This window comes from Acidovorax sp. FG42 (assembly GCF_057809195.1).
In genome coordinates this window covers 206339-230168 of sequence record NZ_JBMDJM010000003.1, presented here as the reverse complement: position 1 = coordinate 230168, position 23830 = coordinate 206339, and the positions used below count along the sequence as shown (strand labels likewise).

Here is a 23830-nt window from a genome sequence, read left to right as displayed (position 1 = left end):
CCGATCAGAGAATTTCAGCCAGCATGCGCGCCACACCCGCTTGCCAGCGTGGCATCTGCAAGCCGAAGGTGGCTTGCAGCTTGCCAGTGTTCAGGCGCGAGTTGTGCGGGCGCACGGCGGGAGTGGGGAACGCGCTGGTCGGGACGGGCGCAATCTCACTTGCTTTTATTTTGATAGCAGGCTGCGTAATCTTTGCCTGCGCAATCACGAATTTTGCGTACTCGTTCCAGTTCGTTGCACCAGCTGCGGCGCAGTGGTACAGGCCTGCGTCCTGCGGACGCTGCTGCAGGTGGCGCAGCGCATGCGCCGTCACGTCGGCCAGCAGGTCGGCCCCCGTGGGCGCCCCCCACTGGTCGTCGATCACGGTCAGGCGATCGCGCTCCTGTGCCAGGCGCAGCATGGTCTTGGCGAAGTTGCCGCCACGCGCAGCGTAGACCCAGCTGGTGCGCAGGATGAGGTGCCTGGGGCCCGCCTGGGCGATGAGCTGCTCGCCCTCGAGCTTGGTGCGGCCGTACACGCTCAAGGGGGCGGTCGTGTCGGTCTCGACCCAGGGGCGGCTGCCGCTGCCGTCAAAGACGTAGTCGGTGCTGTAGTGGACCAGCCATGCCCCGAGCTTCGCAGCCTCCTGCGCAATGGCGCCGGGCGTGGTGGCATTCAGCGTGCGGGCGAAATCGGCCTCGCTCTCGGCCTTGTCCACGGCGGTGTGGGCCGCGGCATTGACGATGACGTCAGGACGTAATACACGCACCGTCTCGGCCACACCGGCGGGGTTCGCGAAGTCCCCACAGTGCTCGGTGCTGTCGTAGTCCAGCGCCGTGACCGTGCCCAGCACCGACAGGCTGCGCTGCAGCTCCCAGCCGACCTGGCCGCCTTTGCCAAACAGCAGGATGTTCATGCGCGGGCGTCCGCCGCAGAAGCGGGCTGCTGCTGGTACTGGGTCTCCACCCAGTCGCGGTACACGCCGGTCTGCACGCTAGCCACCCAGTCGGCATGCTCCAGGTACCACTGCACCGTCTTGCGGATGCCGGTGTCGAAGGTTTCGGCAGGCTTCCAGCCCAGCTCGCGCTCGATCTTGCGTGCATCGATCGCGTAGCGGCGGTCGTGGCCGGGGCGGTCCTTCACGTAGGTGATCTGGGTGCGGTAGCTCTGGCCGTCAGCGCGGGGGCGCAGCTCGTCGAGCAGGCCGCAGACCATATTCACGATCTCGATGTTGGGCTTCTCGTTCCAGCCGCCCACGTTGTAGGTCTCGCCGGGGGCACCGGCTTCTAGCACGCGGCGGATGGCGCTGCAGTGGTCCTTCACGTACAGCCAGTCGCGCACCTGCATGCCGTCGCCGTACACCGGCAGGTTCTTGCCAGCCAGGGCGTTGACGATCATCAGCGGGATCAGCTTCTCGGGGAAGTGGTAGGGCCCGTAGTTGTTGCTGCAGTTGGTGGTGAGCACCGGCAGGCCGTAGGTGTGGTGCCAAGCTCGCACCAGGTGGTCGCTGGCGGCCTTGCTGGCGCTGTAGGGGCTGTTGGGCTCGAAGCCGCGGGTTTCAGTGAAGGCCGGGTCGGTGGGCGAGAGCGAGCCGTACACCTCGTCGGTGGACACGTGCAGGAAGCGGAAGGCCGCACGCTCGCCCTCGGGCAGCGCGCTCCAGTAGCCGCGCACCGCTTCAAGCAGGCGGAACGAGCCGACGATGTTGGTCTGGATAAAGTCCTCGGGCCCATGGATGGAGCGGTCCACATGGGATTCGGCTGCGAAGTTGACCACGGCGCGCGGTTTGTGCTCGGCCAGCAGGCGTGCCACCAGAGCGGTGTCGCCGATGTCGCCCTGCACGAAGATGTGCCGGGGGTCGCTCTGGATGCCATCCAGGTTGTGCAGGTTGCCCGCGTAGGTGAGCTTGTCGAGGTTGACCACAGGCTCGCCGGAGGCGGCAAGCCAGTCAAGAACGAAGTTGGCGCCGATGAAGCCTGCGCCGCCGGTAACCAGAATCATAGGGTGGGCTGTGTGAAATGCCAGCTCGGCAGAACCCACGATTATCCCACTCGACCAGGCTACCGGGTAACAGAGTTCAACGCGGGTCTTTCTGCACGAACCAGGGAAACGTCAGAAGTGGATGCCGCGCATCATCTGCTGCAAGGCCACGGCCTCGGCCGACAGCTGCGGTTTGGCGTCCTTGCTGCCCTTGGCCGCGGTGGAATCCGGAAACATGCGGAAGCTGGTGTTCATGGTGATCTGGGCCACCCGTGGCACCAGCGCGTGCAGCAACTGGCCGGTGATGCCCAGGCGCGTGGCGATGCGCACCGGCTTGAAGATGCAGGCCTGGGCAATCATGTCGGCCGCCTCTTCCGGCGCCAAGGTGGGCACGTTGTTGTAGATCTTCGTGGGCGCAATCATCGGGGTGCGCACCAGCGGCATGTTGATGGTGGTGAAGGTGATGCCCTGGTCGGCAAACTCGCTCGATGCACAGCGCGTCCAGGCATCCAGCGCCGCCTTGCTGGCCACATAGGCCGAGAAACGCGGCGCATTGGTCAACACACCGATGGAGCTGATGTTGACCACATGACCTTTGCGTTTTTCCACCATGCCGGGCAGCAAGCCCATGGTTACCCGCAGGCAGCCGAAGTAGTTCAGCTGCATGGTGCGCTCGTAGTCGTGGAAGCGGTCGTAGCTCGACTCGATGGCGCGGCGGATGGAGCGGCCCGCGTTGTTGATCAAAAAGTCCACGCCGCCATGGTTGTCGATGAGCAACTGCACGAAGCGGTCGCAATCGGCCATGTCGGCAATGTCGGCCGAATAGGCGATGAACTGGTAGCCCTTGGCCTTGGCTTCGGCGCAGGCTTCGTCCAGCTTGTCCTGGTCGCGGCCGCAGATGATGGTGGTGGCGCCCGCCTCGGCAAACTTGTGCGCTGCTGCCAGGCCAATGCCGGACGACCCGCCCGTGATCAGCACCACCTTGCCCGCCACCGTGCCCTTGAGCGTGCGGTCGATGAACAGCTCGGGGTCCAGGTGACGTTCCCAGTAGTCCCACAGGCGCCAGGCGTAGTCCTTGAGGTTGGGGCACGAAACGCCTGAGCCCTTGAGCGCCGCCAGTGTCTCGCGGCAGTCAAAGCGTGTGGGGTAGTTCACGAAGGTGAGCATGTCCTCGGGCAGGCCCAGGTCCTTCATGACTGCGTTGCGTACCCGGCGCACGGGCGCGAGCGCCATCAGGCTCTTCTTCACGCTCTTGGGGATGAAGCCCAGCAACGCAGCGTTGACGAACAGGTTCATGCGCGGCGCATGGGCTGCGCGGCTGAAGATATCGAGCACATCGCCCACGCGGTAGCCCACCGGGTCCACCAGGTGGAAGCACTTCTTGCCGATGTCTTTCTGGTGGCTGATCACGTTGAGCGCGCTCACCACAAAGTCCACGGGCACGATGTTCACGCGCCCGCCTTCCAGGCCCACGGTGGGCATCCAGGGTGGCAGCAGCTGGCGCAGGCGCTGGATGAGCTTGAAGAAGTAGTAGGGCCCATCGATCTTGTCCATCTCGCCGGTCTGGCTGTCGCCCACCACCATGGCCGGGCGGTACACCGTCCAGGGCACCTTGCAGTCCTGGCGCACGATCTTTTCGCTCTTGTGTTTGGTCTGGAAGTACGGGTGGTCCAGGCCCTCGGCTTCCTCGAACATGTCTTCGCGGAACACACCTTCATACAGACCTGCGGCGGCGATGGACGAGACATGGTGGAAGTGCCCGGCATCAATCGCCTTGACCAGGTCCACCGTGTTGCGCGTGCCCTCGATGTTCACGGCCACCTGGGTTTCCTCATCGGCAGCCAGGTCATACACCGCGGCGAGGTGGTAGAAGTGGTCGATCTGGCCCTTGAGCTTCTTCACGTCGTCTGCCGAGACGCCCAGCTTCTTGGCGGTGAGGTCGCCAAACACGGGGACGGCGCGTGCAGGGCCTACGCCCCAGAAGCTGCGCAGGTCGGCCACCTTGTTGGCACTCTCCTTGCGGATCAGGAAGTGGACCACCGCCCCCTTGCGCTCCAGCAGCTTCTTGACCAGCCGCTTGCCAATGAACCCTGTTGCCCCCGTCACGAAATACTGCATGGATAACTCCTCTGAGATAGCTTCATTCTTGCCCAAGGCCTGCACACCCCGATTCAGCAGAAACCCGCGCCGATGCTAGGTGCCCAGCCGGCAGGCGGGCTAGATGGCACGCTCTACATTTTTAGGAGCGCGCGCCTACACCTTGCGCACCGTGCGGCGTACAGTGCGGCCATGCGTCGAAGGCAAAATCGCCCCGGCAACCCCAACCAACCGCACCATGGAGGCCTTATGGTCAAGAAACTGCAGAAACTCAGCGCTGACAAGAAGAAGAGCAACGCCCAACTGTCCAGCACCGTCAAGGACTCCGCCCAGCAGATCTGGCTGGCCGGTCTGGGTGCCTTCTCCAAGGCGCAGGAAGAAGGTGGCAAGGTGTTTGAAGCCCTGGTCAAGGAAGGCCTGACCATCCAGCGCAAGACCCAGGCCGTGGCCGAAGAAAAGATCACCGAAGCCACCAGCCGCGTGACCACCATGGCCAGCGACATCGGCTCCAAGGCCCAGGGCCAGTGGGACAAGCTCGAAAACATCTTTGAAGACCGCGTGGCCAAGGCCCTGGCCAAGCTGGGCGTGCCCTCGGCCCGCGACCTGGAAGCCCTGAGCGCCCGTGTGGACGCACTGGCCAAGGGCAGCAAGGCTGCCCCCGCCAAAGCTGCTGCCAAGGCAGCCGCCAAGCCTGTTGCCAAGGCCCCTACCAAGAAAGCGGCTGCAAAGAAGGCCGCGCCTGTCAAGGCAGCGGCAAAGCCTGCAGCCAAGGCCACCGCCAAGAAGGCTGTGGCCAAGAAGACCGCAACACGTGCCGCTGCCGACGCAGCCCCCAGCACGCCGTCGGCCAGCTGATCACGGCTTGCCAGCGGCAAGCACCCAGCCCGCACCAAGCGGTCCGCGCGCCACGGCGCCTGGACCGCTTTTCTTTTTTTGGTGAAACCCGTGAAGTGCGCTAAAAGCGATCTGGGAGCGACACGCGCGCCCTCTTCTCATGTCGCACTGCAGCATGACTGTGTGGGTTAGAGTAGCCATCAGAGACAACGCAACAACGACACACAACGACGCGAAGGGGCCCACACACATGGTGAAGAAAGCGCCACGCCGCACCGCAGAACGCATTCTGGAAGTGACGCTGGACCTGTTCAACCGGTTCGGTGAACCCAACGTCTCCACCACCCTGATCTCGGCCGAGTTGCGCATCAGCCCTGGCAATCTCTACTACCACTACCCCGCCAAGGACGAGCTGATCAACGCGCTGTTTGATCGTTACGAAGGCTCGCTCACCGAGCTGCTGGCCGCAGCAGATGGTGTGCGCAATGTGGAGGACGCCTGGTTCTTCATGCACTCGCTGTTCGAGCTGATCTGGCAGTACCGCTTTCTGTACCGCGATCTCAACGACCTGCTGTCCAAGAACCGGCGCCTGGAGACGCACTTCCAGGCCATCCTCAAAAACAAGACCCGCGCCGTGCGCGCCATGCTCGATGGCATGGGGCGCGCAGACGCCCTGCACATCGACTCGCGCGAGCTAGAGGCCACCGCCACCAGCATGGTCGTGGTGCTCACCTACTGGCTCAGTTTTGAATACGTGCGCGACCCGCGCCGCGCGCTGGAGCCTGAAAGCGCCCAGGCCGCGCTGCTGCGCGGAGCCCACCATGTATTGAACCTGCTCATGCCCTACCTCGAAAGCGGCCAGCGGGCCCACCTGCTGGAGCTGGTCGGCGCCTATGCCGCAGTGCCTGGCTGATACAGAAGCAGCCCACCACAGACACCCAACCACAAGAACTTCCGGAGACACACACCATGGCCAAATGGACCCCCTTCCCCCACGCAGGCGACTACCAGTTCGACGCTGCGAGCGTCAAGAAGCAATGGGCACGACTGCATGGCGGTGATGCCGAACCCTGCCCCAAGGACGCAGCCGCGCTGGAAGCGTGGGCACTGTTCCACAACGGCGACTTTGAGAAAGCGGCGGCTGCAGGCCTGGCGGCCGGTGGAGCGGGCATTACCGCAGCCAACAAGGCCACCTCCATCTACGCCAACTACCTGGAGCCCAAGGAAAAGACGCGGCTGGACCTGTTCATGCAGGTGGCCGAAAGGGCCGAGGCCCAGGCAGCCGCAGAACCGAACAACGCCAACGCCTGGTACTGGCATGCGTATGCGCTGGGCCGCTACAGCCAGGGCATCAGCGTGGCCAAGGCGCTGGCGCAGGGCCTGGGCGGCAAGGTGAAGGAGTCGCTGGAAAAGGCCATCGCCCTGTCGCCCAAACACGCCGATGCGCGCATTGCGCTGGGTGCGTTCCATGCGGAAGTGATCGACAAGGTGGGTTCGCTGATTGGCGGCATGACCTATGGCGCCAAGAAGGACACGGGCCTCAAGTTGTTCCAGGAGGCCCTCAAGCTCAACCCGGGATCGGCCATCGCCATGATTGAGTACGCCAATGCCCTCGTCATGCTGGAGGGCGACAAGAAGATGAAGGAAGCCACTGCGCTCTACGAAAAGGCCGCCACCGCAGAACCCATGGATGCCATGGAGCGGCTGGATGTGGAAATGGCGCGGAGTGAACTCGAAGAAGAATAAGTTCGGTACATCCCCCTGAGGCGCTTCGCGCCTTCCCCCTTCTCTCGACTGGCTACGCCATTCGGGAAGGGGGACGACACCCTCGCTGCGGGACGGCCCTTGCTCGGTGTCCCTGGCGTGGGCAGCGCCAGTTTTGCAGGTCGATGGTCATAGAAAACCGCTTCACGCTGATGCAGCGACAGCGTTACAAGGCCCTCAGCCCCCAAACCGCCGCGCAGCAATCTCCAGAAGTCCGTCAAAAATCAGGTTGTCCACCAGCTCGAACGGCCGTGTCATGCTGGGTGCCATCTTCCAGCCCGCGCCGCCAGTCATGATGCAGGCGGGCTCCTGGCCGCAGTGCTGCAGCAGGTGCTGGTACATGCGCTCCACGGCCCCTGCGATGGCATAGGTGCCGCCACTGGTCAGGGCATCGCTGGTGTTGGTGGGAAAGGGGCGCACTTCACCGGTGGGCACATGCAGCCCGGCCGTGCCCGATTCGAGTGCGCGCAGCATGATGCCGTGGCCGGGCAAGATCAGGCCGCCCATGAAGCGGCCTTCGGTGTCGATGCATTCCACCGTCACGGCCGTGCCCACCATCACCACCACCAGCGGCCGTGCGGGGCCGCGTGCCAGCACATGGTGGCGCGCGCCGATCATGGCCACCCAGCGGTCGGAGCCCAGGCGCGAGGGGTGGTCATAGCCGTTGGTCAGCCCTGCCTCTTGCGCTGATGACACCACCCACGAGGGGGTGACGTCCCACAGCTCCATTTGCTCCTGAACGCGGCGTTTGACGGCATCTCCTGCCACCACGCAGCCCAACATGCGCTCCGGGTGCGGCAGCGAAGCCCAACTGCCTTCGGCCAGGCGGTCGATGTGGTCGAGGAATTCGGCGCCATGCACGATCAGCGCAGCCCCGGGGCGGGGAGCGTCGTACAACGCCCATTTGAGACGGGTGTTACCGACGTCGATGGCCAGAAAAGTCATGCGGCGGATTATCCCGAGTTTTGGCATCGGGGCTGATCCCGCCGAGACAGCCCCACAGCGGCCCGCGCGGGAATGTGAAAAATCGTTTCACACCCTTCGTCTGACACGGGCGCGCCCTCCATTGCCGCTACAGTGGCCTCTCCTTTTTCTTTCTGCAACCTCAGGAGGTACGACATGGGTCTTTTCAGTTTCATCAAGGAAGCCGGTGAAAAGCTGTTTGGCGGTAAGGACGCGCAAGCTGCCACCGCCGCCGCTCCCACGCAGGATGAACTCAACGCCAAGGCGAGCAAGGCCATCGAGACCTACATCGCCGCGCAAAACCTGGGCGCTAGCAATGTGCAGGTGGCCTTTCAGGGCCCCGAAGGCAAGGTCACGGTAAAGGGCACCGCCCCCACCCAAGCCGCCAAAGAGAAGATCACCCTGTGCTGCGGCAACGTGGCCAGCGTGACCAGCGTCGAGAACCTGATGGAGGTGACCAACCCCGAGCCCGAAGCCCAGTACCACGACGTGGTGCGCGGCGACACGCTCAGCGCCATTGCCAAGAAGTTCTACGGCGACGCCAACAAGTACCCCGTGATCTTCGAGGCCAACAAGCCCATGCTGAGCCACCCCGACAAGATCTACCCCGGCCAGAAGCTGCGGATTCCGCCACTGTCAAAGTAAGCCCGACTGGATCTGAGTGCCCAACGTCCGTCCGTGTTTGCTTGCAGACGCGGACGGTGGTTTTTGGTCGTTGCGGAAAATCTTGGGCCACGACTGGTCAGTCCATGGAGACCTAGACCATGCAGCACTGGTCAGGCGTCTTTCACGGAAAGGCCGTTGCGCAGGAACCGCATGTAGGTACCGATCACCTCATCGGGTCCGGCTCCAGGAGCGCGCAGCGGACTTTGCGTGTAGATGAAAAGATAGTCACGGGCGGCGATCAGCATGTATGCGAGGGTTCCCATTTCATCCTTGGAGTAGCCCGCAATCTCCCCGCGTTCAACCGAGCGGCAGAGAAACTTCACATAGCGCTGGAAGACCTCCGCATGGTGCGCCGCCCAAGCCTTGGGTGCCTCGACTTCAGCCTCGTTGAGCACACGCCAGAACCAGGGATGCTCCTGCAGGTAGTCAAATACCGCACGCACCCCGATCTCCTCGACTTCAAAAAAACCATTGGCTCCGCGGGCTCGGGCTCGGACATGCCCCAAAAGGTCCCGACCAAAATGCGGTAGTAGTTCATCGAACAGTAGCTGACGCGACTCAAAGTACAGATAAAAAGTGCCCTGGGCGATGCCCGCGTGCGAGGTGATGCGCTGTACCGACGCCTCCCGGTAGCCGTACTCGCCCACAACCACTGCGGCCGACGACAGCAGCTTGTCTCGGGTCAACGCAGCCTTCTCGGCCCGCTTCATGCGGGGCCTTGGCGGCGGCACAACGCCCTGGCTGTGCAAAAGGTTTGCCTTGCCACTGGCGGACTTCGGTGACTGGGCCAATCCGTTTCCTCTCATGTTGCGCGGTGATGCATCAGGCGTCACCGCAATTCAGTCTAGCGGAACGTCCTCGGGCTAGCGATCTCGGTGTTTACCCGCAATGTGATGCAATGGACTGGACAAAAATGAATTATGACTCACAATTCATTTTATTCCATCAAAATGACACTCCATGCACGCTACCACTCCATCGCACGACCCGACAGACTGGCACGCCGAGCTGGATGCAGAAGCTGCGTTTCGCCAGGCCGTGCGGACCTTTTGCATCCATGAACTGCCGCAGGGTCTCAAGGACAAAGTGCATGGCAACCTTTTCCTCAACAAGCAGGACAACCTCACATTCCTGCACGCATTGCACCGCCGTGGCTGGGCCGCCGGGCACTGGCCGCAGCAATACGGCGGTTGCGACTGGAGCCCGTTGGAGCGTTTCATCTTTGAAGAGGAAAGCACGCTCAACGGCGCCCCCTGGCTGATTCCTTTTGGGGTCAACTATGTCGGCCCTGTGATCTACACCTTTGGCTCACCGGCGCAAAAGGAAAGGTTCCTGCCGCCGATCCTGGCTTCCACCGAATGGTGGGCCCAGGGGTACTCCGAGCCCGGCGCCGGCTCAGACCTCGCATCGCTCAAGACACGCGCCGTGCGCACTGGCAGCGTCTACCGGGTGACAGGCCAAAAAATCTGGACAAGCTATGTGCAATGGGCTGACTGGATGTTCTGCCTCGTGCGCACCAGCGATGAAGGACGGCCCCAACAAGGCATTTCGTTTTTACTGATCGATATGCGCACTCCGGGCATCACGATCCGACCGATCCGCACGATGGATGGTTGCCACCATGTCAACGAGGTGTTTCTGGACGACGTGGAAGTCCCCGTGGAAAACCTCGTGGGTGAAGAGGGCCGAGGCTGGCACTACGCCAAGTTCCTGCTGGGCAATGAGCGCGTGCTTGCTGCGGAGACGGGGCGTTCCATGCGGCAGCTGCAGCACCTGCAGCGCCTGGTTCGTGATCGCGCAGGTGGCGAAGGCGTGAACCTGCTGGAGTTTGAACGCCGCCTGCACAAGCTGCAGCTGCAGTTGCACGTACTGCGTTCCTTTTGCCTGGAAACAGCACGCCACATGAGCGCGCAGGACAGCGCAGGCGTCGAGGCATCGATCATGAAGATCCGCGGCTCCGAACTGCAGCAGGCCATCTCCGAAGCCACCATGGACTGGCTAGGCGCCAGCGCCACGGTCTATGACCCGGCACTGGTGCATGGGCAGCAAGCTACCTCGCTGCTGGGCCCCCCCGAAACCGCAGGCGCCGTGCGCGAATACCTGCATGGCCGGGCCTCCACGATTTATGGCGGCTCCAACGAAATCCAACGCAACATCATCAGCAAGGCAGAGCTGGGACTATGAAACCAACGCAATGGCTCGACGAGACCGACGCAGCACTGGCCGAAGCCGCACAACGCTACCTGAAAGACCAATACCAGCTCGATGCCCGCATGCGCATGGATGGCGCCCAGCGCCGTTTTGATGCACGTGTCTGGAGTGATCTCGGGCACATGGGCTGGCGCGCCGTGTCGGCCGAGGATGCACTCGGTGGCCTGGGTTTCAGGCCATCATCGATCATGCTGCTGTCACAGGCTGCAGGCCGGGCGCTGCTGACAGAGCCTTTCATCAGCAGCGGCGTGGTGCCAGCGCAGTTACTGTCAGCCTGCGTCCCGAGCACGGATCGCGACCGGCTCCTGGCCGAGGTGATCGCCGGGCAGCAATGCCTGGTGGCCACGCCACTGATCAGGGCAAGCGCCATTACATCGGTAGGCCTGCATGCCCAATGGCCGTGGGTGCCCGATGCAGACATCGCGCAGACCCTGCTCGTTCCCACGGAAGGACTGGGTTTGTATGCCATACCGACAGGCAGCCCAGGACTCATCATGCAGACATTGCCGCTGCTGGATGGCAGAGGGGCGGCGTCGGTCGCCCTGCGCGACTGCGGTGCGGTGCTTTTGCCTGAATCCAGTCCGGGCGCAATGGCCAAGGCACACGCACGAGCGCTGCTGCTGGCCACCCTGGCGGTCGCAGCCGACTCAGTAGGCGTCATGCAGGGAGCCATAGCACTCACGCTCGACTACCTCAAGACGCGTAGACAGTTTGGCGCCACGCTGGGGTCGCACCAGGTCCTGCAGCACCGCGCGGTGGACATGTACATCCGCCTGGCCGAGAGCGAGTCTGTAGTGCGCCAGGCCATGCGCCAACTGGCCAACGAGGCGCCGGACAGTGCAGCGCAGGTCCATGCCGCCAAAGCTGTGGCGTGCGACAGCGCGCGCCTGGTGACACAAGAGGCGGTGCAACTGCACGGCGGCATTGGTATCACCGAGGAATGCGCCGTCAGCCACTACCTGCGGCGCGCCCGCGTCAACGAACAGTTGTACGGATCCACCGAACACCATTTCAAGGCGTTCACCAAAGCCTGCAACGCATTGCACCCTTGAACACAAGCCACGGAGGCCCCATGGACTTTGACGACTACCAATGCATCCGCTTCAGACGCCAGGGGCGGGTGCTCACACTGGCGCTGAACCGGCCGCAACAACGCAATGCGGTCAACGCCCGAATGCACTACGAACTGTCCCAGGTCTTCACTGATGCGCAGCGCGATCCCGACAGCGACATCGTGGTCTTGACCGGTGAGGGAGCCGCGTTCTGCGCCGGTGGCGACATAGACTGGATGCAGCGCTCTGTGGACGATCCGGCAGAGTTCGAAAAAACAGCCCGCGAAGCCAAGGACATCGTCTTCAGCCAGCTGGACATGGAAAAGCCCCTGCTGTGCAAGCTCAATGGCCATGCCACAGGCCTGGGCGCCAGCCTGGCCCTGCTGTGTGACATCGTCATCGCTGCGGACACGGCCAAGATAGGCGACCCCCACGTCAGCGTCGGACTGGTGGCCGGGGACGGTGGTGCACTCATCTGGCCCCAGCTGGTGGGCTATGCCAAGGCGCGCAAGTACCTCTTCACCGGAGAGCTGATGACCGCAACAGAAGCCGAACGCATCGGGCTCATCACCGAAGTCGTAGCACCCCAGACGCTGGACGACGCCATCGCACAGCTGGCGGCCCGGTTGGAGCAAGGTGCTACCAAGGCCATTCGCTGGACCAAGATTGCCACCAACCTGCCGCTCAAGCAGCTGTTCCACAGCTATTTCGATGCTGGCGTCGCCTACGAGTGCCTCTCCAACCGCACATCCGACCACGCCGAGGCCGTCAAGGCGTTCTCCGAAAAGCGCAAGCCAGTGTTCACCGGCCGATAGCCCCCAGTCAGTAGAAGTCAGCAGAAATACCCACAGGAGACAACCATGAATCCCGCCAATCGCAGAGACATTCTGAAGTACGGCGCAGCCGCAGCCGCGTCCACCTTGCCCCTTCCCGGGCTGAACCTCGCGCGCGCCCAGACCGCCCCCCTCAAGATTGGGCTCATCACGCCGCTGAGCGGACCCCAGGAGTTCATAGGTTCCTACGTCAAGAACGGCGCAGAGATCGCTGTGGACCAGATCAACAAGGCCGGGGGCATACTGGGCCGGCAGATCGCCCTCGAAATCCGTGATGACAAAGCCAACCCCGCGGCCGCACTGGCCGCCGCACGCGAGCTACTGGGCGCAGGTATCAACCTGCACACAGGAGGTATTTCCAGCGCTGTGGTGCTCGCACTGATTCCAGTGATGCAGCAAGAAAACGGTGTGTTCATGACCTGCGGAGCCGGCACCGAGAAGATGAACCACGAGAACTACTCGCCAAACCTGTTTCGCCCGGGGGATGCCCCAGATGCACGGGGCCGCGCCCAGGCCCGCCTGATGGCAGAAAAATATCCACAGGTCACCCGCTGGACCGGCCTGATACCGGACCACGAATACGGCCGCACAATGTGGGGCATCTTCGTGGACGGGCTGCTGGAGTTCTATCCGGCAATCACTGGCAAAAAGCCGGAGATCCTCGACCCGATCCTCTTGCCCTACGGCGTCTCCGACTACCGCAACTCCATCACCCAGGCCCTGCGCCAGCAAGCGGACGGTGTGTACAACGCGACCTACGGGGGCGATGCAATCACCATGTTCCAGCAGGCGCGCGGGTTCGGGTTGATGCAACGCTACAAGGTGGTGTGCGATGCCGCCAATGAATTCCTCGTGGCCCGGGGCATGAAGCAGCAATTGCCCCCCCACTGGACCGGCATGCACTACTACGCCGAGGCCAACAAGGGCAACGCCATGAGCGACCGCTTTGTGGCCGACTACCTGGCCAAGACCAAGGACCCCGAACCCCTGGGCTGGGCCGCCGAAGCGCACGCCAGCATCTATGCACTCGCCAAGGCCATCGAGAAGGGCAAATCCGCAGACACCAAATCGGTCATTAGCAACCTCAAGGGCCTGACCTGGGACACCGTTACGGGCCCGCGCACGCTGCGCGCAGAGGATAACCAGGCCATCAAAGATGTGGAGCTTGTCTATATCGAGCCAGCCACCACCGACAAGGGCTACCGAGTAGCCCAGTACCAAAAGGTCGAGGGCAAGTCGGTGCTGCTGCCCGCATCGCCCGGCAAGAAGCTCGTGCTGCGCACAGCCTGACGGATAGATGCCATGGTGTTCGCTGACGTTCTGACCCTGCTGGTCAACAGCCTGACCTGGGCGATGGCGACCTTTCTGGTCGCCGCCGGGCTCACGCTGATCTTCGGGACCTTGCACATACTGAACTTTTCTCACGGCGGGTTTTTCATGATTGGCGCTTACGCGGCGTACTCGCTGACCCAAGCTCTGGGCGGCAGCGAATCCATGGCGATGTACCTGTTCGGTGCACTGGCGGGGGGCATGACGGTGGCTGCGCTGGGCCTGACGGTCGATCGCCTCATCCTGCGCCGCCTCAGCGGCGTGGATGACGCCTATGTGCTAATTGCCACCTATGCGCTGCTGCTTGTGTGCGAGGGCAGCACCAAGCTCATCTGGGGACTCAATTACCGCAGCGTCATGCCGCCTGCCGTGCTCGACGGCGCCTGGCTGGCTGGGCAGGCAGTTATTCCAAAGATGTCTGTGTTCATCATTGCCTGTGGCATCGCAGTGTTTGTGGCGATGGAGTTCTTCCTGAACCGCACACGCTCGGGCCGGCTGGTCAAGGCCATTGCCGTCGATGCCTGGATGGCCAAACTGCTGGGTGTGAACGTACGTATGGTGTACACCGCCACCGTGGCCATCGGCTTTGCGCTGGCAGGTCTGGCTGGAGGCCTGCTGCTGGCCAACCAGACGCTGTCTCCCTCACTGGCCAGCGGCTTCGTGATCCAGGCTTTCGGCGTGATCATCATTGGCGGCATGGGCAGCATCAGCGGCGCTTTTCTGGGCTCCATCCTGCTGGGGCTGATTGACGCCGTCGGTCAGTGGGTGCTGCCTAGCCTGCCAGGCCTGCCCTTCTTCATCGCCATGACGCTGATTTTGCTGCTGCGCCCCCAGGGGCTCATGGGCCGGAGGCACTGAACCATGCAAGCCAGTCTGTTCGTGGGCTCCCACCTGCGCCGTGACCTGTTGATCCTGCTGGCGCTGGCGGTCGTGGGCCTGCTGGTGCCGCACTTGCTCAACCGCGGCCTGATCTTCATTGCCGGCATGGTCTGGATCAATGCGGTCTTTGGCCTGTCGTTCAACCTGCTGTTTGGCACATCGGGGGTGTTGAGCTTCGGGCAGGCCATGTTCTATGCAGCGGGGGCGTATGCCACCGCCGTACTCACCCAGCAGTTGGGCTGGCCACTAGTGCCGTCTTTGTTGATCGCAGCGATCACAGGTGGCTTGCTGGCAGGTTGTATCGGTTTTGTGGCGCTGCGCCGCAGCGAAGGGGTGTATTTCTCTATCCTGACGCTGGCTTTTGCCGAGCTGCTGCACCTGCTGGTGGCCAATACGGGCTTTCTGGGCAAGAACGATGGCCTCAACGCCCTGCCACGCCCCCGGTTCAGCCTGGGCGGATGGGAGTGGGACCTGGGCCGGGGTGACTCGTTCTACTACTTCATCGTGCTGGTGAGCGTGGCGCTGATCGCATTGCTGCGCTGGGTGACGGGCACCGGCTTCGGGCGTGCCTTGCAGGCGATCCGCCAAGACCCGGAGCGGGCAGAGTTTCTGGGCATTCCGGTTCAGCGGTACCGCTGGATGGTGTTCACCCTGGCGAGTGCCACCACTGCAGCTGCCGGCTCGCTGGTGGCGCCCTGGGCCCAGATCGTCACCCCCGAACTGGCGCACTGGTCCCAATCGACCAACCCCATCCTGTACACGCTGCTGGGTGGCAGTGCGTATTTCTGGGGACCCGTGCTGGGTGCCGTGGCACTGAGCACGGTGTTCTATGTCACACGCACGCTGGTGGGGCTGTCGGACCTGGTCACCGGTCTGCTACTGCTGCTAGTGGTGCTGGCACTGCCTGGCGGCATGCTGGGCGTGCTCTCGCGCTGGACCGCCCGTTCGCGCACCGACTCCCCCAACAACCAGGAGCCCCGGCCATGAACACCACCTTGCTGGACGCGCGCCAGCTCGACAAGTCCTACGGCCGCATCACTGTGCTGCGCAATGTCAGCCTCACCATCGGCGAAGGCGAGTCGCATGTGGTGATTGGCCCCAATGGAGCGGGCAAGACCACGCTGTTCAAGGTGCTCACTGGTGAACTGCTGGCCGACCGGGGGCTGGTGCAGTTTCGGGGCGAGGACATCTCGGCACTGCCTGCGCACCAGCGGGTGCAGCGCGGCTTTGGTCGCACCTTTCAGGTAGCGCGGGTGTTCGGCAAGCTCACCGTGCAGGACAACCTGCAGATCGCGCTGGAGGCCCATGCCCGCTCGCCCCGCGCACAGGCAGGGCCACCCATCGACGAGAGGCTGTCGGCGCTGCTGAACGATATTGGCCTGACACCGCTCAGGCATGCGGTCGCAGGCAGCCTGGCCTATGGCGACCGCAAGCGGCTGGAGATGGCCATGGTGCTCGCACTAGAGCCGGTAGCGTTGTTCCTGGACGAACCCACGGCAGGCATGTCTACCGCCGAACGGCAGGCCACAGTGCAGTTGCTGCGGCAAATCAAGCAAACCCGTGCACTGTCGCTGCTGATGACCGAGCACGACATGGACGTGGTGTTCGGCCTGGCCGACCGCATTTCTGTGCTGCACCATGGCCAGTTGATCGCATCGGGCAGTCCACAGGCCATCCGCGAAGACCAACGGGTCAAAGACATTTACCTCGGAGACGGTGACGACCATGCTTGAAGTTCGCGATCTGCATGCCCGCTACGGCGACAGCAAGGCCTTGTTCGGCCTGAGCCTGCGGGTACCCACCGGTGGCGGCGTCGCGCTGCTGGGGCGCAACGGTGCAGGCAAGTCCACCTTGCTCAAGGCCTTGCTGAATGCCGGCCCCCAGACCACGGGCAGCGTGCAGCTGGAAGGCCGCAGCCTTGAGGGCATCAGCACCGAGGCCCGTGCCCGCATGGGGCTGATGCTGGTGCCTGAAGACCGGCGCATCTTCACCAACCTGACCGTCCGCCAGAACCTGGAACTGGCGCTGCATGCTGCAGGAAGCCGTACCCCGCACATGACAGTGGAGATGGTGTGTGACCTCTTTCCGCTGCTCAAGGACCTGCAGGAGCGCCTGGGCTACCAGCTGTCCGGAGGACAGCAACAACTGGTGGCGGTGGCACGCGGGCTGATGGCGTCCCCCAAGGTACTGCTTCTGGACGAACCCGCGGAGGGCCTCGCGCCCAAGGTCGCCCACGACCTGGCCTTGCAGGTGCGCGCCGCTCGTGAGCGCCTGCAGCTAACCCTGCTGCTGGCCGAGCAAAGCATTGCCTATGCGCGGCAATGTGCCGAATACGTGTACCTGCTGGACAGTGGCAACCTCGTCTTTGAGGGAGACTGGGCCCAGTTCGATGCACAACCCGCCCTCAAGACCCAATACCTCGCCGTCTGAAAGAGTTCTACCGATGCAACGCCAGAGCCTCGCTTTTTCCATCCATCAAGACATCAGCGGCTGGCCCGTTCGGCTCGATCCTGTCCAGGCTGCACAATGGCGCGCCGATGGCACCTGGCAGAACACCACGGTGGCACAGTGCGCCCGCCGCATGGCGGAGCAGGAGCCACAGCGCATCACCCATGTCAGCGACGGCGTCCCCCACCAGGTGGGCACCTTATGGACCGATGCGCAGCGCCTGGCCACTGCCCTCTGGCAGCGCGGCTACCGGCCCGGTGATGTACTGGCTTTTCAGACACCCAACTGGCATGAGAGCGTGCCCATCGATCTTGCAGCGAGCCTGCTGGGTCTGGTACTGTGCCCTATCGTGACGATCTACCGGGACCACGAGGTGGAACTGATCCTGCGCGACAGCCGCGCCAAGGGCATGTTCGTGGCCCAGGAATTTCGGGGCTTTGACCATGCGCAGATGATGCAGCGCCTGCAACCCCGGTTACCTCACCTGCAGCATGTCTGGACGGTGCGCGGCAATGCACAGGGCGGTGCATGGGAAGACCTGACCGCCCTGCTGGCCCACACAGGCCCTACGCCGCAGTGGCCCGCCGTGTCGCCCGATGCCATCAAGCTCGTGCTGTACACCTCGGGCACCACCGGACACCCCAAGGCCGTGCTGCACTCGCACAACACCCTGATGCGTGCCGTGCTGATGTGCGCGGCCCACTGGCAACTGCAGCCGGGTGAGACCACACTGATGCCTTCGCCAGTCACGCATGTCACTGGCTTCAGCCATGGCATAGAGATGCCGTTCTACCGCGGGGTGCGTGCCGTGCTGATGGAAAAATGGGACGCCGCGCAGGCCATGGACATCATCGAGCGCGAGCAGGTGGCATTCACCATCGGTGCGACGCCGTTCCTGCAGGAGCTCATGGACCGTGCAGAGGCCACCAGCCGCACCTTGCCATCGCTACGGCTTTTCCCGTGCGGCGGGGCCGCAGTGGCACCCGAGGTCATCTACCGCGTCCCCCGCACACTGAGCCACTGCCGTTCATTCCGGGTGTATGGCTCCAGCGAAGCGCCCATGATCACGCTGGGTTTCATGCAGCCACAAGAGCAGCGGCTCGCCGCCGAAACCGACGGCAAGGTGGTGGACTATGACGTGCGGATAGAAACCGCCGATGGGCAGGAGGCCCCCTTGGGCCAGGAAGGCGAGATCTGCGTGCGCGGACCTGCTTTGTTCCTGGGCTATGCCAACCCAGAGCACACTGACGAGGCGTTCGACGAGGCTGGCTACTTTCACACGGGCGACGTGGGCCGGCTCACGCCCGAAGGTGCTATCGTCTTCACGGGTCGCATCAAGGACCTCATCAACAGGGGCGGCGAGAAGATCAGCGCCAAGGAGGTTGAGGATCTGTTGCACCAGCACCCGGGTGTCCAGGCCGCCGCAGTGGTCGCCATGCCCCATGCGCGGCTGGGAGAGACGGTGTGCGCCTATGTCATTGCGCGGCCCGGCACTGCACCGACTGCACAAGACATCCTGTCGCTGCTCGATCACGCGGGCGTCGCACGGCAAAAGTACCCAGAACAGATCTTTTTTGTGAACCAGTTTCCGGTCACAGCCTCAGGCAAGATCAAGAAAGACCTGCTGCGCAAAGATGCACAGCAGCGCCACATCAACTTCGCGCCCATGTCGTCTTGAGCCACTGCACTGCCACGGAGTGGGTGTACCACCTCCCGGGCACGGGCTGAGCCAAGGTGTCAACCCTGCTTCCACGGCAGGCCATGAAAGCGCCAGCCGCCCTTCTTGCCGCGCTGCCCTTGCGCGTCTGCATCGCCTTCAAACCCTTCGAGGATGTTGTACGCAGTGATGCCCAGCTCGGTGGCGCGGCGCGCGGCGGCGATGGAGCGCACGCCGCTGCGGCACAGCAGCACGGCCCGCGCGCCCTCGGGCACGGCGGCGCGCATCTGGGTATCAAAGTCGGCGTTCATCGCCATGCCCGGCCATTGTTTCCAGGCCACGGCGGCGGCGCCGGGCACGTAGCCGACCCACTCGCGTTCGGCGTCGCTGCGCACGTCCACCAGCACGGCCTGCCCGGCCTGCACCCATTGCCAGGCCTGCTGGGGCGTCACGTCACCGGCATAACCGTCGGCGGGAGAAATCTTGGCTTCGGTCATCGTCAAGGTCCTTCTTTCAGTCCCACAAAGGGGCAGGTTCGTCGCGGAGGTGGCTGCGCAGCTGGGCGTAGTCGGGCACCACAGTGGCCACGGTGTCCCAGAAGCGGGGGCTGTGGTCCATCACGCGCAGGTGGGCCAGTTCGTGCGCCACCACGTAGTCGATGATGGCCGGGCGGTAATGCAGCAGGCGCCAGTTCAGGCGGATGGAGCCGTCGGCCTTGGCGCTGCCCCAGCGGGTGTTGGCGCTCGACAGGCGCAGGCTGGCCCAGCGCACGCCCAACAGCGGCGCAAAGTGGTCCAGCCGCTCGGTGAAGTGGCGGCGCGCGTCGCGCATCAGCCAGGCCTGCACAGCGTCGCGGATCTGCGCGGGGCTGGCGCTGTGGGGCAGGCCGATGTGCAGGCTGGGTTGTTCCGTGGCAGTGACCAGCGCCCCGCCCTTGCCCGCAAAGCCGTGGCTGGGGTCCAGCACCACCGTCAAGGGCTCGCCCAGGTAGGGCAGTACAGCGCCATGGGCCCAGACGATGCGGCAGCCTTCCATGCGCTGATGGCGCTCGCGTGCCTCGCCCAGCTTGCGCAGGATCCAGTCGGATTTTTCGCGCAGTGCAGCATCCACCGCGCCCAGCGTGACCCAGCTGGGTGCCCGCACCGACAGGCCGTCGGGCCCCACCGAGAAGCCGATGCTGCGGCGGCGCGCACGCTGCAGCGCGTAGGCCACCACGGCATCGCCCAGCAAAACCTCACGGTTGGCCTGGGGGTGGCGGAATTCAGCGGGGGACAGCAGCGAGGGCAGCGGCACTGCGGGTGCCGCTGGGCGCTGCACTATCGTTTTAGGAGCTACTGGCGCTTGATCGACTAGCGCTTGCGGCTGATTTGGCTTCAAACCCGCAGCCACGGGGCTGGGGGCTGCTGCAGGCGCGCCCGGCGGGTCGAACAGGTCCAGCGCCAGTTGCACAAGCCGCTGCATCACGGTCGGTTCACTTCCCGCTGGGGGCCGTCGTGTTGGCCACTGGGGCCGGGTAAGCATCGGGATCCAGTCGGCGCATCTCGGCCTCGATCCAGGCCTCCACCTCGCGCATCAGCTCGTCGGGCTGGCGCCCCACGCTGGAGATGGGCTTGCCGATTGACACATCCACCACGCCGGGGCGCTTGATGAACGCCTTGCGCGGCCACACCTTGGCCGAGGTCACGGCAATCGGGATCACGGGTGCGCCCGTGTCGATGGCCAGGCGCGTGCCGCCGGTCTTGTAGTTGCCCTTCTGGCCCCGCTCAATGCGCGTGCCCTCGGGGAACATGATGATCCAGATGCCCTTGGCCAGCAGGTCCTTGCCCTGCTGCACCACCTTGTTGAAGGCCTGCGTGCGCTGGTTGCGGTCGATGTGGATCATGTCCAGCCGCCCGATGGCCCAGCCGAAGAAGGGCACGTGCAGCAGCTCCTTCTTGAACACGTAGGCCAGGGGGTGCGGCATGATCACCGGCATCAGGAAGGTCTCGTACGTGGACTGGTGCTTGACCAGCAGGATCGCGCCTTCGTTGGCGCCCTGCGGCAGGTTTTCCATACCGGTCACTTCGGCGCGGATGCCCAGAACCACCCGCGCGCCGCTGATGCACAGCGACAGCCAGGCCCGCGCGATGCGGTACAGGGGCACGCCCCGCACGCCCAGCAGCGTGCCCAGCATGATGGCCAGCGCGTAGGGCACCACGGTGATGCCCATCCAGAGAAGGTGAATGACGGAACGGATAAGAGCCATTGGAAAGTTTTTTAGGCCGCAAGCGCTAGTGGAATATGCGCCAACAGCTATTAATTAAATAGCATCAGGATGTTGCCACGCCTGTGATGCCCTGTCACGACAGCGGCAAGGGCGCTGCGCCCAAAGCGCCCACAGCACCTGTAGCGCCAGGCACCACCGGCAGCAGTTGGTCCACAAAATCTGCGAGGCTGGCGTGCACTTGCGTGCCCGCTGGCAACCCCACAGGCAATGCCCCGCCCGGCCGCAAGGCGGCCGACTGGCCGGTGCACACCAGGTGCAACTGGGCCCCCAGAGCGGCACCCGCCTGCAGGTGGGCCTCGCAGCTGCCCACCACGCGGACCTCGTTGCGCTCCACGCCGTAGCGGTCGCAGATCTGCTCGAGCAGGCCCGGAGCGGGCTTGCGGCAGCTGCAGTCCTCGTCGGCAGCGTGGGGGCAATAGAACACCGCGTCGATGCGCCCACCCACCGCTGCCACCTGCCGGTGCAGCTTGGCGTGGATGGCGTTGAGCGCCATCACGTCGAACAGGCCCCGGCCCAGGCCGGACTGGTTGGTGGCCACCACCACGTGCCAACCCGCGTGGTTCAGGCGGGCAATGGCTTCCAGTGCTCCGGGCAATGCGGTCCACTCATCGGCCGTGGTGATGTATTCGTCCCCCATCGGGTTGAGGGTGCCGTCGCGGTCGAGGATGGCGAGTTTCATAGGAGGGGTTTGCCTTGTGAGAACCACCAGCCTACCAGCACCCGGGGTCAGACCGCCAGACGGGACAGATCGGCCACGCGGTTCATGGCTTCGTGCAGCGTCTTGAGCAGGCCCTGGCGGTTCAGGCGCAGGTCCAGTTGCTCGGCGTTCACCATCACATCGTCAAAGAAAGCGTCCACGGGCGCGCGCAACACGGCCAGGGTCTGCAGGCTGGCGGTGTAGTCACCGGCATCGAACTGGGCGTTGGCTTCGGGCACAAAACGCTGCAGCGCGGCAAACAGATCCTGCTCGGCCTTCTCTTGCAGCAGCTGGGGGTTGACGTGGGCATCCACAGGGCCTTCGACCTCGGCTTTTTTCAGGATGTTGCCGACGCGCTTGTTGGCGGCTGCCAGGGCCGGGCTTTCAGGGAGGGCGGCGAAGGCGCGGACTGCAGCGAGTTGCTTCTCGACCAAGGCCAGGCGCTGTGGGCGCAGGGCCAGTACGGCGTCCACTTCCTGGGCGCTGTAGCCTTGCTCGCGCAGGCTGCCAGCGAGGCGGTCGTAGATGAAGTCAGCGAGTTGCGCCGATGCATCGGTGATCTTGTCGCCAAACGCAGGCACGGCACCGGCCAACAGTGCGTTCAAGTCCAGTGGCAAATCCTTCTCGACCAGCATGCGGATCACGCCCAGCGCATGGCGGCGCAGCGCAAACGGATCGCGGTCGCCCGTGGGCAGGTTGCCGATGCCGAACATGCCCACCAGGGTTTCCAGCTTGTCGGCCAGGGCCACCACAACACCGGCCGTGTTGCGGGGCAGCGTGTCACCCGCGAAGCGTGGCTTGTAGTGGTCTTCAATCGCGTTTGCCACGGTCTCGCCCAGGCCGTCATTCAGGGCGTAGTAGCCGCCCATGATGCCCTGCAACTCGGGGAACTCGCCCACCATGTCGGTCACGAGGTCGGTCTTGGCCAGCAAAGCGGCTTGGTCAGCGTCTGCCACCAATTGAGCGTCGCCCAGTTCTTGAGCGATGGCCTTGGCGATGGCGCGGACGCGCTCCACGCGCTCGCCCTGCGTGCCCAGCTTGTTGTGGTACACGACCTTGCCCAGGCCCTCGACGCGCGAGGCCAGGGTCTTCTTGCGGTCCTGGTCAAAGAAGAACTTCGCATCGGCCAGGCGCGGGCGTACCACGCGCTCGTTGCCACCGGTCACAAAGCTCGTGTCTTCGGGGCTGATGTTGCTGACCACCAGGAATTTGTTGGTCAGCTTGCCTGCGGCGTCCAGCAGCGGGAAGTACTTCTGGTTGGCCTTCATCGTGAGGATGAGGCACTCCTGCGGCACGCCCAGGAACTGCTCTTCAAACTGGCAGATGACGACGTTCGGGCGTTCCACCAGCGCGGTCACTTCGTCCAGCAGGGCTTCGTCTTCGATGGGACGGGCGCCGTTGCCGACCTTGGCAGCGGCAGCGGCCAGCTGGCGGGCGATCTCGGCCTTGCGCTCGGCAAAGCTGGCAATCACGGCGCCGTCTTTTTGCAGCGTGGCGGCGTAGCTGTCGGCGTCCTGCAGCACCACGGGCGACACGGCAGCTTCAAAACGGTGGCCGGTGGTGCTGTTGCCGGCCGTCAGGCCCAGCGCCTTCACGGGCACCACCGTGCTGCCATGCAGCGCCACCAGGCCGTGCGCGGGACGCACAAAGTTCACGCTGGTCCAGCCGGGCAGCTCGCAGTCGGTTTCAAGCTGGTAGCTCATCACCTTGGGGATGGGCAGCTTGGCAATGGCTTCATCCAGCGCCTTTTGTAGACCCGCCTGCAACGTAGCGCCGGGCACCACGCTGTCGTAGAACAGGGCTTCGGCCTTGCCGTCCTGAGCGCGCTTGAGCGCGGCTACGGCGGCTGCGGGGTTGGACACATCGGCGCCCAGCGCCTGCAGCTTTTTCAGCAGCGCAGGCGTGGCGTTGCCATCCTTGTCCAAGCCCACGGTCACGGGCATCAGCTTTTGCTGCACGGCCTTGTCGGCAGCCTTGTCGGCCACGGCGGTCACGTGCGCAGCCAGGCGGCGGGGCGAGGCAAAGGGCGTGACCACCGAAGCGGCCGTCGCCAGGCCCTGGGCCTTGAGCTGGTCGCCCAGCACGGTGGCAAAGGCATCGCCCAGTTTTTGCAGCGCCTTGGGGGGCAGTTCTTCGACAAACAGTTCAACGAGGAGGTTTTGGGTCGTCATGTTC

At 64.1% G+C, this 23830-nt stretch carries 23 protein-coding genes and 1 pseudogene; 14 read left to right on the top strand and 10 right to left on the bottom strand.

What is annotated here, in order from left to right; all coding sequences use genetic code 11:
• Positions 1 to 4 precede the first annotated feature (4 nt).
• From rfbD to ACODSM_RS05475, 3 genes are all read right to left on the bottom strand, one after another.
• The gene (gene rfbD / locus ACODSM_RS05485) at positions 5 to 895 is read right to left on the bottom strand and encodes a dTDP-4-dehydrorhamnose reductase (protein WP_488804586.1); all 891 of its coding nucleotides are present in this window, start codon (positions 893 to 895) and stop codon (positions 5 to 7) included.
• The gene (gene rfbB, locus ACODSM_RS05480) at positions 892 to 1980 is read right to left on the bottom strand and encodes a dTDP-glucose 4,6-dehydratase (protein ID WP_488804585.1); all 1089 of its coding nucleotides are present in this window, start codon (positions 1978 to 1980) and stop codon (positions 892 to 894) included. Before rfbB ends, rfbD begins: the two co-directional genes overlap by 4 nt.
• A 111-nt stretch (positions 1981 to 2091) precedes the next feature.
• On the bottom strand, positions 2092 to 4077 hold the full coding sequence (locus ACODSM_RS05475; RefSeq protein ID WP_488804584.1) for an SDR family oxidoreductase: 1986 nt from the start codon (positions 4075 to 4077) through the stop codon (positions 2092 to 2094).
• A gap of 228 nt (positions 4078 to 4305) precedes the next feature.
• Here ACODSM_RS05475 and ACODSM_RS05470 point away from each other — a divergent pair, with 228 nt between their 5' ends.
• From ACODSM_RS05470 to ACODSM_RS05460, 3 genes are all read left to right on the top strand, one after another.
• Positions 4306 to 4911, top strand: coding sequence for a phasin family protein (locus tag ACODSM_RS05470; RefSeq protein ID WP_488804583.1), 606 nt, complete (start codon positions 4306 to 4308; stop codon positions 4909 to 4911).
• 229 nt (positions 4912 to 5140) lie between these two features.
• On the top strand, positions 5141 to 5803 hold the full coding sequence (locus ACODSM_RS05465; RefSeq protein WP_056059478.1) for a TetR/AcrR family transcriptional regulator: 663 nt from the start codon (positions 5141 to 5143) through the stop codon (positions 5801 to 5803).
• 56 nt (positions 5804 to 5859) lie between these two features.
• On the top strand, positions 5860 to 6636 hold the full coding sequence (locus ACODSM_RS05460; RefSeq protein ID WP_488804582.1) for a hypothetical protein: 777 nt from the start codon (positions 5860 to 5862) through the stop codon (positions 6634 to 6636).
• A gap of 195 nt (positions 6637 to 6831) precedes the next feature.
• On the opposite strand, the gene ACODSM_RS05455 is transcribed toward ACODSM_RS05460, so the two are convergent.
• On the bottom strand, positions 6832 to 7599 hold the full coding sequence (locus tag ACODSM_RS05455; protein ID WP_488804581.1) for a type III pantothenate kinase: 768 nt from the start codon (positions 7597 to 7599) through the stop codon (positions 6832 to 6834).
• Positions 7600 to 7773: 174 nt separating this feature from the next.
• Here ACODSM_RS05455 and lysM point away from each other — a divergent pair, with 174 nt between their 5' ends.
• Positions 7774 to 8262: a peptidoglycan-binding protein LysM gene (gene lysM / locus ACODSM_RS05450; RefSeq protein ID WP_488804580.1), complete on the top strand. Its 489-nt coding sequence runs from the start codon at positions 7774 to 7776 to the stop codon at positions 8260 to 8262.
• A 131-nt stretch (positions 8263 to 8393) separates the two neighbouring features.
• Here the strand turns inward: lysM and ACODSM_RS05445 are convergent, their stop codons facing one another.
• Entirely contained in the window at positions 8394 to 8993 is a 600-nt protein-coding gene (locus ACODSM_RS05445; RefSeq protein WP_488804579.1) for a TetR/AcrR family transcriptional regulator, read from the bottom strand.
• Between the two features lie 250 nt (positions 8994 to 9243).
• Between ACODSM_RS05445 and ACODSM_RS05440 the strand changes: the two genes are divergently transcribed.
• From ACODSM_RS05440 to ACODSM_RS05395, 10 genes and pseudogenes are all read left to right on the top strand, one after another.
• A complete protein-coding gene (locus tag ACODSM_RS05440) occupies positions 9244 to 10467 on the top strand; it encodes an acyl-CoA dehydrogenase family protein (RefSeq protein WP_488804578.1) in 1224 nt (407 codons plus the stop codon).
• The gene (locus tag ACODSM_RS05435) at positions 10464 to 11546 is read left to right on the top strand and encodes an acyl-CoA dehydrogenase family protein (protein ID WP_488804577.1); all 1083 of its coding nucleotides are present in this window, start codon (positions 10464 to 10466) and stop codon (positions 11544 to 11546) included. Before ACODSM_RS05440 ends, ACODSM_RS05435 begins: the two co-directional genes overlap by 4 nt.
• Complete coding sequence (locus ACODSM_RS05430) at positions 11543 to 12361, top strand: enoyl-CoA hydratase/isomerase family protein (RefSeq protein WP_488804576.1); 819 nt, start codon at positions 11543 to 11545, stop codon at positions 12359 to 12361. Before ACODSM_RS05435 ends, ACODSM_RS05430 begins: the two co-directional genes overlap by 4 nt.
• Before the next feature lie 45 nt (positions 12362 to 12406).
• Positions 12407 to 13669: an ABC transporter substrate-binding protein gene (locus ACODSM_RS05425; RefSeq protein WP_488804575.1), complete on the top strand. Its 1263-nt coding sequence runs from the start codon at positions 12407 to 12409 to the stop codon at positions 13667 to 13669.
• Positions 13670 to 13681: 12 nt separating this feature from the next.
• Positions 13682 to 14566 (top strand): branched-chain amino acid ABC transporter permease, encoded by an 885-nt coding sequence (locus ACODSM_RS05420; RefSeq protein ID WP_488804574.1) that lies wholly within the window; start codon positions 13682 to 13684, stop codon positions 14564 to 14566.
• 3 nt (positions 14567 to 14569) lie between these two features.
• Complete coding sequence (locus ACODSM_RS05415) at positions 14570 to 15574, top strand: branched-chain amino acid ABC transporter permease (RefSeq protein ID WP_488804573.1); 1005 nt, start codon at positions 14570 to 14572, stop codon at positions 15572 to 15574.
• A gap of 68 nt (positions 15575 to 15642) precedes the next feature.
• Positions 15643 to 16074: pseudogene (locus ACODSM_RS05410) on the top strand (ATP-binding cassette domain-containing protein); the annotation flags it as partial.
• A 15-nt stretch (positions 16075 to 16089) separates the two neighbouring features.
• Positions 16090 to 16320: an ABC transporter ATP-binding protein C-terminal domain-containing protein gene (locus tag ACODSM_RS05405; RefSeq protein ID WP_488804633.1), complete on the top strand. Its 231-nt coding sequence runs from the start codon at positions 16090 to 16092 to the stop codon at positions 16318 to 16320.
• Positions 16313 to 17017, top strand: coding sequence for an ABC transporter ATP-binding protein (locus ACODSM_RS05400; RefSeq protein ID WP_488804572.1), 705 nt, complete (start codon positions 16313 to 16315; stop codon positions 17015 to 17017). Before ACODSM_RS05405 ends, ACODSM_RS05400 begins: the two co-directional genes overlap by 8 nt.
• Before the next feature lie 13 nt (positions 17018 to 17030).
• A complete protein-coding gene (locus tag ACODSM_RS05395; RefSeq protein WP_488804571.1) occupies positions 17031 to 18713 on the top strand; it encodes an AMP-binding protein in 1683 nt (560 codons plus the stop codon).
• Positions 18714 to 18772: 59 nt separating this feature from the next.
• On the opposite strand, the gene ACODSM_RS05390 is transcribed toward ACODSM_RS05395, so the two are convergent.
• The 5 genes from ACODSM_RS05390 to glyS all read right to left on the bottom strand — a co-directional run bounded on the left by ACODSM_RS05390 (position 18773) and on the right by glyS (position 23826).
• A complete protein-coding gene (locus ACODSM_RS05390; RefSeq protein WP_209816275.1) occupies positions 18773 to 19189 on the bottom strand; it encodes a rhodanese-like domain-containing protein in 417 nt (138 codons plus the stop codon).
• Positions 19190 to 19205: 16 nt separating this feature from the next.
• Entirely contained in the window at positions 19206 to 20153 is a 948-nt protein-coding gene (locus ACODSM_RS05385) for a M48 family metallopeptidase (RefSeq protein ID WP_488804570.1), read from the bottom strand.
• 10 nt (positions 20154 to 20163) lie between these two features.
• Complete coding sequence (locus tag ACODSM_RS05380; protein ID WP_488804569.1) at positions 20164 to 20937, bottom strand: lysophospholipid acyltransferase family protein; 774 nt, start codon at positions 20935 to 20937, stop codon at positions 20164 to 20166.
• A 94-nt stretch (positions 20938 to 21031) separates the two neighbouring features.
• Positions 21032 to 21637, bottom strand: coding sequence for a D-glycero-beta-D-manno-heptose 1,7-bisphosphate 7-phosphatase (gene gmhB, locus ACODSM_RS05375; protein WP_488804568.1), 606 nt, complete (start codon positions 21635 to 21637; stop codon positions 21032 to 21034).
• Positions 21638 to 21684: 47 nt separating this feature from the next.
• On the bottom strand, positions 21685 to 23826 hold the full coding sequence (gene glyS / locus ACODSM_RS05370) for a glycine--tRNA ligase subunit beta (protein ID WP_488804567.1): 2142 nt from the start codon (positions 23824 to 23826) through the stop codon (positions 21685 to 21687).
• Between the last annotated feature and the right edge of the window lie 4 nt (positions 23827 to 23830).

Bases quoted from the DNA above. Each gene is read 5' to 3' on its own strand.
- rfbD (WP_488804586.1), bottom strand. From the start codon at position 895: ATGAACATCCTGCTGTTTGGCAAAGGCGGCCAGGTCGGCTGGGAGCTG.
- rfbB (WP_488804585.1), bottom strand. From the start codon at position 1,980: ATGATTCTGGTTACCGGCGGCGCAGGCTTCATCGGCGCCAACTTCGTT.
- ACODSM_RS05475 (WP_488804584.1), bottom strand. From the start codon at position 4,077: ATGCAGTATTTCGTGACGGGGGCAACAGGGTTCATTGGCAAGCGGCTG.
- ACODSM_RS05470 (WP_488804583.1), top strand. From the start codon at position 4,306: ATGGTCAAGAAACTGCAGAAACTCAGCGCTGACAAGAAGAAGAGCAAC.
- ACODSM_RS05465 (WP_056059478.1), top strand. From the start codon at position 5,141: ATGGTGAAGAAAGCGCCACGCCGCACCGCAGAACGCATTCTGGAAGTG.
- ACODSM_RS05460 (WP_488804582.1), top strand. From the start codon at position 5,860: ATGGCCAAATGGACCCCCTTCCCCCACGCAGGCGACTACCAGTTCGAC.
- ACODSM_RS05455 (WP_488804581.1), bottom strand. From the start codon at position 7,599: ATGACTTTTCTGGCCATCGACGTCGGTAACACCCGTCTCAAATGGGCG.
- lysM (WP_488804580.1), top strand. From the start codon at position 7,774: ATGGGTCTTTTCAGTTTCATCAAGGAAGCCGGTGAAAAGCTGTTTGGC.
- ACODSM_RS05445 (WP_488804579.1), bottom strand. From the start codon at position 8,993: ATGAAGCGGGCCGAGAAGGCTGCGTTGACCCGAGACAAGCTGCTGTCG.
- ACODSM_RS05440 (WP_488804578.1), top strand. From the start codon at position 9,244: ATGCACGCTACCACTCCATCGCACGACCCGACAGACTGGCACGCCGAG.
- ACODSM_RS05435 (WP_488804577.1), top strand. From the start codon at position 10,464: ATGAAACCAACGCAATGGCTCGACGAGACCGACGCAGCACTGGCCGAA.
- ACODSM_RS05425 (WP_488804575.1), top strand. From the start codon at position 12,407: ATGAATCCCGCCAATCGCAGAGACATTCTGAAGTACGGCGCAGCCGCA.
- ACODSM_RS05420 (WP_488804574.1), top strand. From the start codon at position 13,682: ATGGTGTTCGCTGACGTTCTGACCCTGCTGGTCAACAGCCTGACCTGG.
- ACODSM_RS05415 (WP_488804573.1), top strand. From the start codon at position 14,570: ATGCAAGCCAGTCTGTTCGTGGGCTCCCACCTGCGCCGTGACCTGTTG.
- ACODSM_RS05405 (WP_488804633.1), top strand. From the start codon at position 16,090: ATGTCTACCGCCGAACGGCAGGCCACAGTGCAGTTGCTGCGGCAAATC.
- ACODSM_RS05400 (WP_488804572.1), top strand. From the start codon at position 16,313: ATGCTTGAAGTTCGCGATCTGCATGCCCGCTACGGCGACAGCAAGGCC.
- ACODSM_RS05395 (WP_488804571.1), top strand. From the start codon at position 17,031: ATGCAACGCCAGAGCCTCGCTTTTTCCATCCATCAAGACATCAGCGGC.
- ACODSM_RS05390 (WP_209816275.1), bottom strand. From the start codon at position 19,189: ATGACCGAAGCCAAGATTTCTCCCGCCGACGGTTATGCCGGTGACGTG.
- ACODSM_RS05385 (WP_488804570.1), bottom strand. From the start codon at position 20,153: ATGCAGCGGCTTGTGCAACTGGCGCTGGACCTGTTCGACCCGCCGGGC.
- ACODSM_RS05380 (WP_488804569.1), bottom strand. From the start codon at position 20,937: ATGGCTCTTATCCGTTCCGTCATTCACCTTCTCTGGATGGGCATCACC.
- gmhB (WP_488804568.1), bottom strand. From the start codon at position 21,637: ATGAAACTCGCCATCCTCGACCGCGACGGCACCCTCAACCCGATGGGG.
- glyS (WP_488804567.1), bottom strand. From the start codon at position 23,826: ATGACGACCCAAAACCTCCTCGTTGAACTGTTTGTCGAAGAACTGCCC.